The organism is Cerasibacillus terrae (assembly GCF_008039555.1).
GTDB classification, from domain to species: Bacteria; Bacillota; Bacilli; order Bacillales; family Amphibacillaceae; genus Cerasibacillus; species Cerasibacillus terrae.
The window spans coordinates 12,280-30,273 of sequence record NZ_VDUW01000006.1; the positions used below are offsets into that span (position 1 = coordinate 12,280).

Below are 17,994 nucleotides of genomic sequence, written 5' to 3' on the forward strand. Positions count from 1 at the left end.
ATGGTTTGGACTATTGTAAAAAAACAATTGCTCTTATTATGGCGTAATCCGTTACATTTACTGTTATTACTTGGTCTACCTATCGTATTGATTTTTATCCTTGGTACTGGTTTATCCGGATTAATGAATCAAGAAACACCAGATGTTGACATTCGTGTTGCGATTTTAAATCATGGGGATGAAAAACAAGAAATAGCTCGTTTTTTAAAAGAAATGGAAGAGACTGTAAGAGAGCAAGTTTCCATTACAGAGATAGAAGAGTCAATGGACAATGTAGCACCCATGAAGATGCTAGAAAATGAGGTACTTGGTAATGATGCATTGAAGGAAATGATTGAAGTCGGGTATATAAAAGAAAAAGACAAAGAAGCCGCTTTACAAGATTACACAGCAGTCATTGAAATACCAGAGGACTTTACGTATCATTTCCTGCAAAACATGTTTTTAGAGAATGAAATAGATTTGGAGCTTGTCGTTCATGGAAATAAGGAGTCTTCTTTAGGGTTTTCGATTGTTCAATCATTATTACAACGCTTTGAGGAAAATTATGCCTTAGGGCAATTGAGTGCTAATTATGATTTGGATGAACATGTTTTACAATCAGACGGGGAAGAGGTATTTGGGGAAATAACATCTGTAAATCAAGAAAAACCGGTACAGGCAAAACATTACTATACGGTTGCAATGGCTGTTATGAATGTCTTATTTATTGCTAGTACGATTAGTTTTTACACATTTGAAGAAAAAAGATTATTAGTTTTTGACCGCATTTTATTAGCGAATGTTTCTCGATGGAAGTATTTTTTCGGTATTTTCTTATCAGGTATCATTCTTGCTTTGGTGCAATTAGGGATTATTTTCGGTTTTTCTCGTATTTTCTTTGGAGTAAGTTGGCCAAATCCAAGTGACATGATGATATTTACTTTTGCTTTAAGTATTGCAATCGGTGGATTAACCGTATTTTTAACGTCAATTAACTATCGCCTTCATTCAGAAGTTGTTACAACGATATTTTCATCCATCATTATTTATGTAATGGCATTATTGGGCGGGAGTTTCTTTCCAATTGGGCAATTTTCCGATGTTATTAGTAGTTTGGGAAATGTCACACCAAATGGGGCAGCACTTTCTGCTTATTTAAATTTATTACGTGGTAATTCTTTAGCGAGTGTGTCCAACTATATATACTTTTTAATCGGATTTGGACTGGTGTTCTTATTGCTTGCCATGATGACCTTTCCAAAAAGGAGGGAATCACGATGAATGGTATTTTATTTGGTAAATTGAAATTATTTTTCCGTACTCCGTGGACATTTCTTCTCATGACAGGACTAACAATCGGGTTTGTTTTGGTGATGGGGACAGGTGATATTAGTAAATTATCTGTTCCAATCTATGCAGAAAATGAGAAACTACAAGATTCTGTTATTGGAAAGACTTTGATGGAATCGGAAGCCTTTTCCTTTGAATGGGTCGATCATGAAAAAATATATAAAAAAGTCGAAAATGGAAGAGCAGAATTTGCGATTATTTTGAAGGAAAATGAATTTCAGATTGTGGAAGGAATGGAATCATTTTACACGCTAATCGCAAACCAACTACTAATAGAAGCATATGAGGAAAAATGGAAACAAGAGCAATTACTCGCACAAGTCCATTCAAGTGTTCAAGCGGATTTTAAAAAATCATTAAATGACAAAGAAGCTTTTGCACCTTTTTCAATTTCATATGAACAATTTAAAGGGGAGAATACATGGATTTATAATGATCAATTGCATAAAATTTTTGGAATGACCTTATTCTTTGTCATCTATACCATTGCCTATAGTGTTGTACAAATATTGGTGGAAAAACAAGCAGGAATATGGGATCGGATTATTTTATCACCAGTGAAAAAATCGGAAATGTATACTGCAAATTTACTCTACAGTTTCTTTTTAGGGTATGTTCAAGTCGTACTGATATTTATGTTGTTTCGATATGGATTTCAAGTTGATTTTCATGGGAAATTGGTCGAAATCTTAGTCCTGCTTATTCCATATGTTTTTACGATTGTAGCCCTTTCCCTATTGGTACTTTCTTTTGTAAAAACGGTACAACAGTTTAATGCAATCATGCCATTTATTGCAATTGGGATGGCGATGATAGGTGGTGCCTATTGGCCACTTGAAGTAGTTGAATCAAAAGGGATGCTTTTTTTAGCAAACATCATGCCAATTAAGTATGGAATGGATATGTTAAATGGAATTACTATTTATGGAGATACTTTTATTGAAATTATGAAACCTGTGAGTATCTTACTTCTGATGGGAGTACTACTGATGGGAATCGGTATGCACTTGATGGAAAAAAGGCATGTATGATAGAATTTAAAAAACTGGTAGAGATGCCGGTTTTTTTCATGCGATAATACGCTAATCATTCCGGAATTGGTGTTCATATGTCAAAGAGGTAATGAAATAGTGTTTATCGTGCCTGGAATCGGAAAGAAAGTGAAAAGAGGTAACGAAATATCTCAATCGTGCCCAGATTTGGAAAGAAAAGAAAAAAGATATGTATTAAAAAACTCATTCTACTTCTACCCTTCGCTTCTAATTATAAAAAAATACAGACTAATTATTGCTAAATCGGTGAATATAAGGCATGCTAAAATATATACATATACAAAAAAAGATAGGAAGGTTCAAATGAAGAATATTTGGAAAATATTTACAGGTGATGTCCGAAATATTACAACGAATTGGGTCGTGGCAATTGTCATTGGTGGTTTAATTTTGCTTCCGTCTCTTTACGCATGGTTTAATATTAAGGCCTCCTGGGATCCATATAGTCAAACAGACCAAATTCCGATTGGGCTTGTCAATGAGGATAAAGGGGCAGATGTACGTGGAGAGGATATCCATGTTGGGAATGACCTTGTGGACACATTGAAGGAAAATGATTCATTTGAATGGCATTTTGATAAAAGAAAAGAAGCCTTAGACGAATTAGAATATGGAAATTATTATGCGGTTATTATTATACCAGAGGATTTTTCGGAAAAACTAGGTTCGGTAATTACAGATATTCCGGAAAAGGCTACCATTGATTATTATGTCAATGAGAAGATTAATGCAATCGCACCGAAAATCACCGGAAAAGGCGCTAGTGTGATAGTTGAAGAGGTTGGCAGTCAATTTGTTGCCACTGTTAATGGTGTTATTTTCGAAATGTTTAATGATATTGGACTAGAGTTGGAAAAAGATTTACCGGATATTAAGCAGTTTGAAGAGTATGTGTTTACATTGGAGAAAAAACTCCCAGGAATTAAAGAAACACTAGATGATAGCCAAAAAGATGCCAACAAGGCAGAAGATGTTTTAGGTAAGGCGAAAAAGGCCATCCCTGAAGTGGAAAAGATTACAGCAAATAGCTTACAACAAATTAACGAGGCGAATGATGTCTTACAAAAAGCTGAAAAACGTTGGAATGAATTAAATCCAATTATTACAAATGATCTACAAAAGGTAGATAAAACACTGAAACACGTTGATGATTATTTAGTAAAAATCAATAATTCCGAGATTGATTTAGATAAAGGTAAACAATTAGTAGAAAATGTAAATGGAAAACTAACCAAAGCCATTGAAACCATTGATACGATTGTTCAAGGGTTGGAACAAATAAACAAACAAAATCCTGCTAACCAGGAACAAATTAATTCTACACATGAAACGGTTGAAAAGAAATTACAAGATATTTCTGAGCAAATAGGTCAAAATGAAGCACCCGGACAACAAGATGCAAAGCAAACAGTTGATGGATTGATTTCTCAACTTGAAAACAGGGACCCATCTCAAACACCTCAAGTATCTGTCGAAAAAACAATTGAACAATTACGTGCACTACAAAAAGAATTGCAAGAAATTCAAACGAAAACAAATGAATTAGCTAACACATTAGATGAAAAACAGGAAGATATCGATAAAACATTTAGAGAGATAAAAGAAAAGACAGGTACAACGATACAACGTTTGGATAAGTTTAATAAAGAATTCAATGAAAAAGTAATCCCTACTGTAGATCGTTCTGTAAAAGAAGCGAAGACAACGATGGCCAATGCAAAGAATATTTTAACGGATGTTAACAAGGCAATTCCAAAAGTTAAAGAAATGCTGGCTGAGGCAACGAAAAAAATAGAAAGCGGTCAAAAATCATTAACAAAAGCCTCGAATAGTTATCCTGCTGTTCATCATAAAGTAAATGAATTAGCTAAACGGATTCGAGAATTAAATGAAGAAGCAGATATTAATGAAATTATTACGCTCCTACAAAACAATCCAGAAGCTGAAGAGAGCTTTTTTGCAGAGCCTGTTGTGTTAGAAGAAAATAAAGTCTTTCCAATCGAAAACTACGGAACTGGAATGACACCTTTTTATACGGTTCTAGCTATTTGGGTAGGAGGATTATTATTAATCTCTATTGTTGCAACAGATGGACACCATCTAGAGAATTATACATTTAGAGAGGCATATTTTGGCCGACTATTTACATTTTTGACGATTTCTTTATTACAAACCATCATTGTAACAGTCGGTGATTTATATCCGATAGGTGTAACGGCGCAAAACCCAGTATGGTTTGTTATTTTCGGGTTATTTATCAGTCTTGTGTTTATGACGATCATCTATTCTTTCGTATCTGTTTTCGGTGATATTGGAAAAGCAATGGCGATTGTGCTGCTTGTTTTACAAATTGCTGGGTCTGGAGGAACGTATCCTGTTGTTTTACTTCCAGAATTCTTCCAAAAAATCAATCCATTTTTACCGTTTACGTATGCTGTAGGACTGATGCGAGAGGCAATAGGTGGAATCGTTTGGGAACGTGCTATTCATGATTTATTGTTCTTATTTGCCTTCGCTGTGATTATGATTGTCTTTAGTGCTTTCCTAAAAGGAATCATTAATAAGCAGTCAAAACAAATCAAGGAAAAATCAAAAGAATCTGGGCTATTTCATTAAAATATTACATCTTAAAAAGGGAGCTAAGGTGGAATCAATCCATTTTGGCTCTGTTTTTTCCGCAGATTAACTGGCTGTAAGACCTCCACACCAAGAATCCAAGCTACTCACAGAGTAATATATGTAGGATCAACAGCCAGTAAAAGCCCGATTCGTTCAACTAACAATCAGTGGGAGAAAAAAACTTCCACTGATTGAAGTTTCACTTTACCGCAAAGGTTAAACCTTGTAGTTTGTTGCTAGTGAGAAAATATAGGTAGACTAACACTACCACATTTGACAGATGGCCTTACAGAGTTGAAAAAACTACCATCTCCATGAGCCCTGTTTATTTTGTATAATAGAATAATAGACTTTTCCGCAGATTAACTGGCTGTAACCACACCAAGAATTTGAGATACCCAAGAATTATAAGTGGAGGATCAACAGCCAGTAAAAGCCCGATTCGTTCAACTAACAATCAGTGGGAGATGAAGAAAACTTCCACTGATTGAAGTTTCACTTAATAGTAAAGGGGGGAGTGGGATGAGTAAAAAAAGAAAATTAGGACGGTTTTTTCTTGGATGTGTAGGATTTATATTTATCATTATGGTTGGTCTTAGTTTTTACTTTTATCATTTAGCAATAGAGCGTGGAGAAAAGCGATTTCTTGAAGGAAATGAAGATTTGAAAGTATCTGCTGAAGTGATGACAGAGTTTTTAGAAGGTGGTTGGCGAGCCTGGGTTAAAGAGCAGGACTTTGAAACAATGTCTATGGAATCATTTGATCATCTACTTTTGAACGGATATTTTCTAGAAGCAAAAGAGCCGACAAATAAATTAGTCGTTTTCGCCCATGGTTATTTAGGGAATGCGAAACAAATGGGTTTATTTGGCCAATATTATTATGAAGAACTTGGATACCACATATTTATGCCAGATTTAAGAGGGCATGGTCTAAGTGAAGGTGATTATTATGGGTTTGGTTGGCATGATCGGCTAGACCTTATTGATTGGACAAATCAACTCCTTAAAAAACTTGGTGATGATACGGAAATTATTTATCATGGTCTTTCGATGGGAGCGGCAACAGTTTTAATGGCCAGTGGAGAAGAATTGCCTCAGCAAGTAAAAGGGATTATTGCGGACAGCCCGTACTCTGATGTTTATGATTTATTTAGTTATCAAATGAAGCGAATGTTTCATCTGCCAGCTTTTCCATTACTTGATATGACAAGTGTTGTAACGAAAATAAGAGCGGAGTATTCCTTAAAGGAGGCGTCAAGCCTGGTTCAAGTAGAAAAAGCCGCTGTTCCTATTCTATATATTCATGGAGAATCAGATACATTTGTCCCGACAAAGATGACTAAAAAATTATATAAACATACATCAAGTCCTGCCGATATTTGGACGGTTCCAGGGGCAAATCATGGAGAAGCATTTGTAATGGAAAAAGATACCTATATCCAGAAATTAAAAGTATTCTTACAAGAAACCATAGGAAAATGATGTCATAAAAGCTCCCTTTAAGGCGAAGCTGATTTTTAATTTTAAATCAGTCTACCTTAAAGGGATTTTACTTTATCGCGTATTAACTGGCTGTAAGACCTCCATATCAAAAATTCGAGCTACTTTAAGAATAATAAGCAGAGGATCAACAGCCAGTAAAGGCCCGATTCGTTCAACTAACAATCAGTGAGAGATGAAGAAAACTCCCACTGATTGAAGTTTCACTTTATATATACTTTTTAAACCAGCGTAAAATATGATTTAATCGTTCTATTCGCATATTTGGATCTCCACTACGACTTAATTCATGGTTTGCATTTGGGAAACGAACGAATTCTACTTCTTTTTGTAAATGTTTTAATGTAATAAATAGTTGTTCGCCTTGTTCAATTGGGCAACGGAAATCTAATTCACCATGTAAAATAAGTAATGGGGTTTCTATATTTTTCGCGTATTTTAATGGGGAGAAATTCCATAATTTCACTGGGTCATCTAATAAATGATAGCCGTGCTCCCATTTCGTAAAGAAGAACCCGATATCACTCACCCCATAAAAGCTAAGCCAGTTACTTATCGAACGTTGGGTAACGGCTGCTTTGAAGCGGTTTGTATGACCGACAATCCAATTGGTCATAAATCCACCATAGCTCCCACCAGTAACTCCCATTCGATCTTGATCAATGAATGAATAGTTTGCAAGCACATAATCTACTGCATTCATCAAATCCGTATAATCTTTCCCACCATAATCCCCACGGCATGCATCAACGAATTGTTGCCCATATCCGTGTGACCCTCGTGGATTCGTATATAGAACGACATAGCCTTTCGCAGCAAGCAATTGTAGTTCATGGAAATAGGTTTGCCCGTACATAGCGTGCGGACCGCCATGAACTTCTAATATGAGGGGATACTTTTTCCCTTTTTGAAATCCGTATGGACGAAGAAGCCATCCCTGGATATCCCATCCATCATCAGCTTGGAAATTGATTTCTTCCGGTTTACTTAAATGAACTTCATTTACATATTTCTCATTTGCTTTAGTTATTTGCCTTACTTTCCCGTCCTGCAAATGATAGAAATTACAAGGATTTACTGGAGTGCTTATTCCCATGATAAATGAGTCTGTATTTTGGTCATAATCAAAGCTGAAAATATGGTGATTATCCGTGTAAACTATTTTTCGATTTCCAGTTAAATCTGTTTCGAATAGATGAGTTGCGCCATGTTCGGTACCAAGGAAGAAAATTTTACTCCCATCATTAGACCAGACAGGACCTGTAAAGGATTCGCCTAATTGTGTATCTCCAATCATTAAATCCCCTAGCTGTACATCCCATTTTTTCGAAAGCCATCTTTCTTTACCGGTTTTCACATCAAAGACAATCAATTCGTTTAATGTTGCACCATCATATTGAAATGTATTTCCGTAGCAGACGATTTGTTTTCCATCAGGTGAGAAATGAGCATCATAGTATTGACCTTTGTTATTTGTAAGTTTATGAATCTCTTTTGTTTTCATATTTAATGTATAAAGGTCAAGATATAACTCTCTGTCTGCCGTTTTATTTAAATTAGCTGCAAAGAGGAGAGTTTCGCCATCTGGTGAGATATCTTGATAATAGTAATCAAGTTTTCCCGAGGTTAACTGTGCGAAAGAATCTTGTTCCAGTTCATAACGAATAATATGTACATTTTTATCATCATGAAATCCTTGTGCATCCGATTTATATTTTAGTCGATTAACAATAAGTGGTTTTTCCGCTTTTTCTTGTTTTATCTTTTCTTTATCTTCTTTTGTTAATTCCTTTAGTTCATAAATATCATCATCAGCTTCCAATCGAGCAGTGAAAAGAATGGTTTTTCCGTCTTTTGACCATTCTGGACTAGTAGCTCCATATGGAAATGTGGTAATTTGCTTTGCCTCTCCGCCAGCAAGTGACATAAGCCAAATTTGCATGGTTCCAGAACGGTCTGATTGAAAAACAAGGTATTTTCCGTCTGGTGAAACACGGGGATGATTATTTTTTTGACCACTAAATGTCCATCTTGTTGGCTTTTCTTCGGTTAATACTTGTTTATAAAGATGTGATTCATATTTTCCTTTATCATTAATTTTGGTAGATACATAGAAAAATGCATTACGATGGGTATATTGTGGATCACTGTAGATGGATAGCTTTATAAAATCTTCTGGTTGAATAGGGCGTTTTTCTTTAGACATATAATTCCTCCATTTTTGTATTTTTTGTAATGTTTCTATTAGTGTAATCTATTTCGGGTTACGAATCAATTAAAAAATAAAAAACTACCCTGAAATGGTAGGGTAGTCTAAGAATATTTTATCGCGGATTAACTGGCTGTAAGACCTCTACTTCAAGAATTCGAAATACTTAAGAAATATAAGTCAAGGATTAACAGCCAGTAAAGGCCCGATTCGTTCAACTAACAATCAGTGCTAGATGAAGAAGACTCCCACTGATTGAAGTTTCACTTTATCACTTTTTAATCACTTCGGTATGAATATTTGCATCTTGCTCATATGCTTTTTGTAGTTTATTACTAATTGGTCCGGGCTGTCCATCAGCAATCATTTTCCCGTCTACCTGTATGATTGGAAGAACTTCTGATGTACTACTTGTTAAAAATAATTCATCAGCCTCATCGATATCATCTAGTGTAAATGCTTTTTCGATAAATGGGATTTCAAGGTTTTTAACAAATCTTTCTACTGCCATACGGACACAGCCGTGTAAGATATTTTCGGTTGTAGGATGGGTATAAATACTTCCATCTTTCACAAGATAAACATTGGATGAGCTGCATTCCGTAACCCGTCCATTTTTATGCAGAATAGCTTCATAACAACCTGCTTCTTTTGCTACTTGCTTTGCCATCACATTTGGCAAAAGATTTAAACTTTTAATAAAGCATTTTTCCCAACGGATATCGGCTTGTGTAATGGCACAAACACCATGTTGAATGTTCTCGATGTTACGATGTTGCTTTGTGATATAAGCATATATATTTGCAGTTGTATGTTCTGGAAAAGCATGATCTCGTGCTGCTGAACCCCTTGTTACTTGTAAATATACCTTACCATCTTCTGTCACTTTATTTCGTTTTAAAAGATCAAGTAGCAGATTGGTTATCTCCACTTTTGAATATGGTATTTTAATTTTAATGGCTTTTAAAGAACGAAAAAGTCGATCTACATGCTCTTCTAGTAAATAATATTCCCCTTGATAAATACGAATAACTTCATAAACACCATCTCCAAATTGAAGACCCCTTTCTTCAAATGGATATTTCAGACTATCACGGTGAACGAATTTTGTTTGTGATAATACTACTGGATAAACTCCCATCGTAATCCCCCTTTACTTATAGGCTATTATATATGGATATATTTAGAATGTAAATAAGCTTGTTATAGTGTATTCCGAACAAGGGATGTCATGTGCAAAAGGTTCGTTAATTTGTGACAAATCGAATGACTATTCGGTGGTATAGTTGAAGTAGGATAGGAGAGGGTGAACATAAATGGTGGCAATATTACAACGATTTGACCCATATGAACGCGAAAAAATTCTTTCTAAAACTAAATTATTTATTGTAGATAAAGGGCAATTTGTCTATAGAGAAGGTGACTCTGCTAATCATTTATATTTTATTCACTCTGGCGAAGTGAGACTTTATAAAACAGTGGATGAAAATAAAGATATTACTGTATTTTTGAGAAGACAGCAAAATGCATTTGGTGAAATTGGTGTTTTCGCTGGAAAGAAATATTCCAATACAGCAATTGCAACAAAGCGCTGTAAACTATCAGTTATTCAAAAAAAGGACATCCTTCAATTAATGAAAGAAGATGGGATGATTGGAATTAAATTTACGAAATGGATTGCTGAAGAATTAGAAATGAGTAAAGCAAAAATTCGTGATTATCTTGCATTCGGAACAGAAGGTGCCATTGCTTCTGTCTTCATTCGCTATTCCAATATGTATGGTGTTGTTTCATCAGAAGGTATTTCGATTATGGAAGCCATTAAATTAAATGACGTAAGTAAACATATCGGTGTTTCCAGAGAAACGGTTAGCCGGATTGTGAATAAATGGAAAGAAAAAGGAATTATATCAAATAGTAATAAAAATTATATTATTAAAGATGTCGAGTATTTAAATAATTTACTAGGTTGTTATTCATGTTCCGTTAAAAATTGTATACTTTAAGGAACTTTTTTAAGCCCCCTTTGTAACGAGATTTATGAAGGGGGCTTTTTATTTTACGTTTTAATTACGTTTTATTTACGAATTGTATATCCCCATTGATATCTGTTACATAGTTTCGTAAAATATAGTGATAGAAGGAAATAAGAAATGGTCTATATAATGAAAAATGGGATGGGGATGTTGGCCCATTTTAATAGTAACTTCTTAGGTTTAAAAAACAAAATGAACAAATGAAACAGTTTAAATAGCTAGATGGTTTTTACTAGCAACTTTTTAAAAAAAGGATTGTTGTGGAATTAGAATAACTTGTGATTTGTCTTCACAAACATTACCAAATGAATTTTGTGAAAAAACAATAAATATAATTTAATGATCCAACATATGTAAACGGAAAATACTAGATTTGAAAGATAAAAATAGCACTTAAAAAGTCTATTTAACATAGGGAGTGGACATCTGTGGAAGAGACAACTTTATACTATGCGGAATTCGAGTCGCCAATTGGCCCTTTATTAATTATAAATGATGGAAATTCAATGCTACGAATTGACTATGGAACATTAGAAGAACTTGAAAAAAAGCTTTTAAAATGGGCAAATCGATATTTTAAAAAAATCCATTTTTTACATTATCCTGAAACATGTATCGAAGTAATCGACCAGCTGAAAGAGTATTTTAAAGGAGAAAGAAAAACATTTACATTTGAAAAAACAATATATGGAACGGATTTTCAAAAAATGGTGTGGGAAAAGTTAAGTGATGGAATACCATATGGGGAAACAAAAACATATAAAGAAATTGGAGAAATGATTGATAACCCAGCTGCAGTACGTGCGATTGGACGGGCTGTAAATAAGAACCCGTTTTCCATTGTTATTCCATGCCATCGCGTAATTGGCTCCAATGGAAAGTTAATTGGTTACAATGGTGGACTAGATAAAAAGAAATTTTTATTAAACCATGAACAAACATATAAAAATGTTTTAAATGAAACAGATAAATAACCATTAATTCTATCCCCTTTCCATATAGTTATAATGGAGGGGATTTTTTTATGGAAGAATTAAAAAAAGACTGGTTATTACGTCTTGATTTGAATGATATGAACGATCAGAAGAGACCGCAATGGTTCGAGAGGAAATTAGAATTATGTAAAAAACGTCAGGTAGAAATTGTGAAAATAACAGGAAAAGGGCATATGTTTCATCACTTTAAAGAACGACAGTACGAAACATACCATTATTTACTTCATGTTGCATTTTTAATGAAGCAAAGGGAAGATTTTTATATCGAGGAGATAGTTATTCCATATCAATATAAAACAGAAAATGGTGCAGTCATATCCCATGAAGAATTGAAAAACAAAAATATAGAACAAGAAAATAGTGAGACATTGGACTTAATAGAAAAAAGGGATGGAGAAAGAGAAAGGTTTACCTATGATCGCATGAAAGCTGTTCAATATGCAGAACAATGGTGGAATAGTTATCATCCAGATTTTCGAACATTTGATGTAGATTGTACGAATTTCGTCTCTCAATGTATATATGCTGGTGGAGCACCAATGTGGGGGAGTCCAAATCGGGAGCGTGGCTGGTGGTATGGAGGAAATAATTGGAGCTTTAGTTGGGCAGTTGCACATAGCTTACGCTGGTATTTAAGTGGTGCAACAAAGGGAATTAAAGGGGTGGAAGTTACAACAGCTGAACAATTAATTCCAGGTGATGTGATTTGTTATGATTTTAGAGGGGATGGGCGTTTTGACCATACAACAATTGTTGTTGCGAAGGATGCGGATGGTATGCCACTTGTCAATGCACATACAGATAATAGCAGACATCGTTATTGGTCATATGAAGATTCAACTGCATGGACTCCAAATATAAAATATAAATTTTTCCATCTAACCGAATCATGATATAATAAAAAGGTTATTTTTTAAAAAAAGTTGTAGATAGAGGGAGGCGATCAAGTGGGTTTACACATCGTTTTATTTGAACCAGAAATACCTGCAAACACAGGAAATATTGGTAGAACTTGTTTAGCGACCAATACTACATTACATCTTGTTCATCCACTTGGTTTTTCATTAGATGAGAAAATGGTTCGACGGGCAGGACTGGATTACTGGGAAAAAGTCGATATTGTAGAACATGATTCCATGGAAGATTTATACAAGAAATATTCAACAGGAATTTTTTATTATATAGAAAACTTTGGAACGAAATATTATACAGATTATGATTATAGTAATCCGGATGAGGAATTGTTTTTTGTATTTGGAAAAGAATCAAAAGGAATTCCTAGAGAATTATTAAAAGGGAAAGAAAAGTACTGTTTACGCATTCATATGAATGATCATGTTCGTTCACTGAACTTATCGAACACAGCAGCGATTATTATTTATGAAGCATTACGCCAACAAGGCTTCCCTGGTGTGGATTGATAGGGATATTTTAGCATAAACTAACTGCTTATCTGCTTATGTAGATGTTTTTTCAAGACAACGGTTTTTTAAGAAGACACCCAATAATAAAAACCGCCATCTATGTTAAAGGCGGTTTTTACTATTATTGATTATCTTTTGGTACTCCAGGTTTTGCTTCATAGCCAGATGTAAAGATGGAGATTAGAAATACAACAATAACTCCCATTAGTAAAACTATTTTCATTTGTATATCCTCCTTTAAAACTATGTATGAATCGCTTCAACTGGAATCACTTTAAAAATACCTAATTCTTCATTTCTATTATAACGGAAAAAGCTCCACTTGTGAACTAGAAGTGATAAAATGACTTTTTTTGGAGGGATAAGAGTCTGGTTGAGAATTCAGTCGGTATTATGCTGTTTTTAACGGAAAATTTCCTAGGTTAAACAAAAGAGCTTTTATTTAGAATAAAAAGACTAATATGCATTTTTTGTAATGATTGTATCCCTAAATAAAATAAGGTATATTAGTTGATGAAGATACACTCTATATCTATAATAGACTATGGAGCGTGAAAGCCGTAACATTACGGTGAAAGTTAACTTCTAATGGGGGTATAGGATGTGGCACAAAGTGATGAATCTACACTAAGATTCTGGGGAAGATTTCATGGACCAAACATGGGGTATATTGAAGAACAATATGAATTATATTTGGAAGATGCAACAAATGTTGACCCTTCCATCAAGGAATTATTCGAAAAACATGGAGCCCCTGAATGGATGTACCAAGATGACAACATGGTGCAAAGAGACACAACAGGGACATCAATCGATGATGTAAAGAAATTAACATCTGCAATGAAATTAGTAGATGCTATACGTCGCTACGGAAATTTAGAAGCAGATATCTATCCGGTTGGTCGTGAAAGAGATCGTCAATCAAATTTAGTAGATCCTAAAAATTACGCCTTAACAGAGCAAGATTTAAAGAATATCCCAGCAGAATGGCTTTGGCAAAAGTCTCCAAGTCATGTTCGAAATGGGTTAGACGTTGTTCACGAATTAAAAAAATTGTATTCTGGCACCATCACATATGAATATGATCATGTAAATAGTGATGAAGAACGTCAATGGTTATTAGAGCAAATTGAATCCGGACAACATCAACTTGAACTATCAAAGGAAGAAAAAGTGCAACTCTTAGAGCGTCTTTCTCAAGTAGAAGGTTTTGAACACTTTTTACAAAAAACATTCGTTGGGCAAAAACGCTTTTCAATAGAAGGATTAGAAGCAATGGTTCCGATGTTAGACCACATCGTGAAATATGCGAACCAAGATAAAGTTGAAAATATTATGATGGGAATGGCACACCGTGGTCGTTTAAGTGTATTAGCACATGTTTTAGGAAAACCACTAGATGCTATTTTCTCTGAATTCGTTCATTCACCAAATAAAGAACTTGTACCTTCTGAAGGCTCAAGAGGAATCAATTATGGCTGGAGTGGTGATGTGAAATACCACTTTGGTGCGGTGAAAGATGTAGAGGGTGGAGATGAAACAACAACACGAATTACGATGGCACATAACCCATCCCACTTGGAATTTGTCAACCCAATTGTCAATGGTTTCGCTCGTGCTGCACAAGAAGATCGTTCAGAACGTGGCACAACAAAACAAGATATGAATAAAGCGATTCCAGTATTGATTCATGGGGACGCAGCTTTTATTGGTGAGGGAATTGTTGCGGAAACATTGAATTTAAGTAACATCCCACATTATACAACAGGCGGAAGTATCCATATAATTGCAAACAACCTTGTAGGATACACAACAAATCAACAAGATGGTCGTTCTACAAGATATGCAAGTGATTTAGCAAAAGGATTCGAAATTCCGATTATTCATGTGAATGCAGATGATCCAGTTGCTTGTGTTGCTGCCGTTAAATTGGCATATGATTACCGTCAGAAATTCAATAAAGACTTTTTAATCGATCTAGTTGGTTACCGTCGTTACGGTCACAATGAAATGGATGAACCAAGAGCAACACAACCAACTTTATATAGAAACATTGATGAACACCCAACAGCTGCAACTGTTTTTGCAGAAAAATTAGAAGAAGCTGGTATTGTAAATAAAGAAGAATTTAAAGCAATAAAAGAAAAAACTGAAGCTAACCTTCGTGAAATTTATGACAACATGAAAGAAGACGATATTAAACCAGTGGAACCTGAAATGCCAGCTGTTTTAAAGGCAGATTTAGAAGAAGTAGAAACTGCTATACCTTTGGAAACATTACATGCTTTAAATGAAGGTTTATTAGAACGTCCAGAAGGCTTTAATCAGTTTAAAGGATTAAAACGTATTTTAAAACGTCGTAAAAATGCCTTAGATGAAGGAAATAAAGCAGACTGGGGTGCTGCTGAGGCACTAACATATGCATCCATTTTAAAAGATGGAATTCCAATTCGGATTATGGGACAGGACTCCGAGCGTGGAACATTTGCTCACCGACATCTTGTACTACATGATTCAGAAACTGGGGAAACGTATTGCCCAATGCATGGATTGGAAGAAGCAAAAGCATCCTTCTATATTGGTAATAGTGCCTTGTCAGAAGCAGGTGTCTTAGGGTTTGAATATGGATATAGTATTCATTCACCAGAAACACTTGTTATTTGGGAAGCGCAATTTGGTGATTTCGCAAACGTTGCTCAAGTTATTTTTGACCAATTTATTTCATCAGCTAGAGCAAAATGGAATGATGTGTCCAATATGGTCATTTTACTTCCACATGGATATGAAGGCCAAGGACCAGAACACTCTAGTGCACGTTTGGAACGTTATTTACAATTGTCAGCGGAAAACAACTGGTTTGTTGCAAATGTTACATCAACCGCACAGTTCTTCCATTTAATGCGTCGTCAAGCAGCACTAAAAGGAAGCGAACAGGCTCGTCCATTGATTTTAATGACACCGAAGAGCTTGCTTCGTAACCAACGAATTGCATCATCAGCTGAAGAATTTGCGAATGGTCATTTTGAAACAATTCGAAATCAGCCGAATTTAAAAGTAAGTAAGAAAAATGCAAAACGTTTACTAATTGGTAGTGGGAAAGTTATGGTAGATATTGAACAAGAACTTGAAAAAACAGAAGAGAAACTGGATTGGTTACGTGCTCTTCGTCTTGAACAAATTTACCCATTCCCTAAAAAAGAGCTAGAAAAAGAATTAAAACAGCTACCAAATCTTGAAGAAATTGTATGGGTACAAGAAGAGCCAAGAAATATGGGGGCTTGGAGCTTTGTCAGTGAACATTTAAGAGACTTGCTTAAAGACGGTCAAACACTTCGCTATGTTGGACGTCCTGATCGTTCATCACCAGCTGTAGGTGATCCAGATGTCCATAAATTAGAACAAAGACAAATAGTAGAGCAAGCAATCAACCCAACAATAGGAGGAGAATCCAAATGAAAGAAATCATCGTACCAGAATTAGCAGAATCGATTACGGAAGGTACCATTTCCGAATGGCTTGTGAAAGAAGGCGACAAAGTAGAAAAAGGTGACCCTGTTTTAGAATTAGAAACAGATAAAGTAAACGTAGAAGTAAATACAGACTACGCTGGTGTGATTACAGAAATTTTAGTTGGTGAAGATGAAGACGTTGAAGTTGGCGATGTGATTGCCAAAATCGATGAAAACGCAGAAGCTGGCGCAGCACCTGCTAAAGAAGAAGCACCAAAAGAAGAAGTAAAAGAAGAACCTAAGAAAGAAGAAAAAGTAGAAGCAGCACCTGCATCTGCTGAAGAAGATGAAGCATCTAAACTAGATGTAATTGCATCTCCTGCAGCTAGAAAACGTGCACGTGAATTAGGTATTGATTTGGCTAAAGTAAGTCCACGTGACCCATTAGGCCGTATTCGCCCAGAAGATGTAGACGCAGCTGCAAAAGGTGCAACTGAAAAGAAAGCACCTGCTAAAAAAGCAGCACCAAAAGCAGCAGAAAAAACAGAATTTGATAAACCAGTTATTCGTGAAAAAATGTCACGCCGTCGTCAAACAATTGCTAAACGTCTTGTAGAGGTACAACATACAGCAGCAATGTTGACAACATTCAATGAAGTAGACTTAACAAACATCATGAATTTACGTAAAGAACGTCAAGAAAAATTTGTTGAAAAACATGGTCTAAAACTTGGTTTCATGTCATTCTTTACTAAAGCAGTTGTAGGTGCGTTAAAAGAATTCCCACTACTAAATGCTGAAATTCAAGGTGACGAACTAATTATTAAACAGTTCTATGACATTGGTATTGCAGTAGCAGCAAAAGAAGGACTTGTTGTTCCAGTTGTTCGTGACGCAGACCGGTTAGACTTCGCTGGAGTGGAAAAGGAAATTAAAGAATTAGCTGTTAAAGCACGTGATAATAAACTTGGTCTAAAAGAATTACAAGGCGGATCATTTACAATCACAAATGGTGGAGTATTCGGTTCAATGATGTCTACACCAATCCTAAACGCACCACAAGTTGGTATCCTAGGAATGCACACAATTCAAAAACGACCAATGGCAATGCCTGATGGTTCCATTGAAGTACGTCCAATGATGTATCTTGCATTATCCTATGACCACCGTATCGTTGACGGAAGTGAAGCAGTTCGTTTCCTAGTACGTATTAAAGAAATGCTAGAAGATCCATATGATCTATTATTAGAAGGCTGAGTCTAATTAGATAGAAAACTTCGTCCAGTAAGTAGGACGAAGTTTTTTTATGGAATGCTTTGGTCAGTTGATAGGATAAACCTTCGTAGGCAAATGCTCTTGGCAGGTGATATAAAAT

Annotated in this window: 12 protein-coding genes; 10 read left to right on the forward strand and 2 right to left on the reverse strand. The window is 35.3% G+C overall.

What is annotated here, in order from left to right:
• From FHP05_RS09640 to FHP05_RS09655, 4 genes are all read left to right on the forward strand, one after another.
• Positions 1-1,263 (forward strand): ABC transporter permease, encoded by a 1,263-nt coding sequence (locus tag FHP05_RS09640; RefSeq protein ID WP_147667492.1) that lies wholly within the window; start codon positions 1-3, stop codon positions 1,261-1,263.
• Positions 1,260-2,363: an ABC transporter permease gene (locus FHP05_RS09645; protein ID WP_147667494.1), complete on the forward strand. Its 1,104-nt coding sequence runs from the start codon at positions 1,260-1,262 to the stop codon at positions 2,361-2,363. Before FHP05_RS09640 ends, FHP05_RS09645 begins: the two co-directional genes overlap by 4 nt.
• Before the next feature lie 324 nt (positions 2,364-2,687).
• Entirely contained in the window at positions 2,688-5,000 is a 2,313-nt protein-coding gene (locus tag FHP05_RS09650) for a YhgE/Pip domain-containing protein (RefSeq protein WP_191126313.1), read from the forward strand.
• 525 nt (positions 5,001-5,525) lie between these two features.
• Positions 5,526-6,488 carry an alpha/beta hydrolase gene (locus tag FHP05_RS09655; RefSeq protein ID WP_147667497.1) on the forward strand — a complete coding sequence of 321 codons (963 nt, stop codon included), beginning with the start codon at positions 5,526-5,528 and terminating at the stop codon, positions 6,486-6,488.
• A 226-nt stretch (positions 6,489-6,714) separates the two neighbouring features.
• On the opposite strand, the gene FHP05_RS09660 is transcribed toward FHP05_RS09655, so the two are convergent.
• The gene (locus FHP05_RS09660; protein WP_147667500.1) at positions 6,715-8,712 is read right to left on the reverse strand and encodes a S9 family peptidase; all 1,998 of its coding nucleotides are present in this window, start codon (positions 8,710-8,712) and stop codon (positions 6,715-6,717) included.
• A 274-nt stretch (positions 8,713-8,986) separates the two neighbouring features.
• The gene (gene dat / locus FHP05_RS09665) at positions 8,987-9,856 is read right to left on the reverse strand and encodes a D-amino-acid transaminase (protein WP_147667503.1); all 870 of its coding nucleotides are present in this window, start codon (positions 9,854-9,856) and stop codon (positions 8,987-8,989) included.
• Between the two features lie 175 nt (positions 9,857-10,031).
• On the opposite strand from dat, the gene FHP05_RS09670 reads away from it, so the two are divergent.
• From FHP05_RS09670 to odhB, 6 genes are all read left to right on the forward strand, one after another.
• Positions 10,032-10,721 (forward strand): Crp/Fnr family transcriptional regulator, encoded by a 690-nt coding sequence (locus tag FHP05_RS09670; RefSeq protein WP_147667506.1) that lies wholly within the window; start codon positions 10,032-10,034, stop codon positions 10,719-10,721.
• 458 nt (positions 10,722-11,179) lie between these two features.
• Positions 11,180-11,725: a methylated-DNA--[protein]-cysteine S-methyltransferase gene (locus FHP05_RS09675; protein ID WP_147667508.1), complete on the forward strand. Its 546-nt coding sequence runs from the start codon at positions 11,180-11,182 to the stop codon at positions 11,723-11,725.
• Between the two features lie 50 nt (positions 11,726-11,775).
• On the forward strand, positions 11,776-12,639 hold the full coding sequence (locus FHP05_RS09680) for an amidase domain-containing protein (RefSeq protein WP_147667509.1): 864 nt from the start codon (positions 11,776-11,778) through the stop codon (positions 12,637-12,639).
• A gap of 54 nt (positions 12,640-12,693) precedes the next feature.
• The gene (gene trmL / locus FHP05_RS09685; RefSeq protein WP_147667512.1) at positions 12,694-13,167 is read left to right on the forward strand and encodes a tRNA (uridine(34)/cytosine(34)/5-carboxymethylaminomethyluridine(34)-2'-O)-methyltransferase TrmL; all 474 of its coding nucleotides are present in this window, start codon (positions 12,694-12,696) and stop codon (positions 13,165-13,167) included.
• Between the two features lie 606 nt (positions 13,168-13,773).
• Positions 13,774-16,626, forward strand: a complete 2,853-nt coding sequence (locus FHP05_RS09690) for a 2-oxoglutarate dehydrogenase E1 component (protein WP_147667514.1) — start codon at positions 13,774-13,776, stop codon at positions 16,624-16,626.
• Positions 16,623-17,876 (forward strand): 2-oxoglutarate dehydrogenase complex dihydrolipoyllysine-residue succinyltransferase, encoded by a 1,254-nt coding sequence (odhB, locus tag FHP05_RS09695; protein WP_147667517.1) that lies wholly within the window; start codon positions 16,623-16,625, stop codon positions 17,874-17,876. The genes FHP05_RS09690 and odhB overlap by 4 nt, the downstream gene beginning before the upstream one ends.
• Positions 17,877-17,994 lie beyond the last annotated feature (118 nt).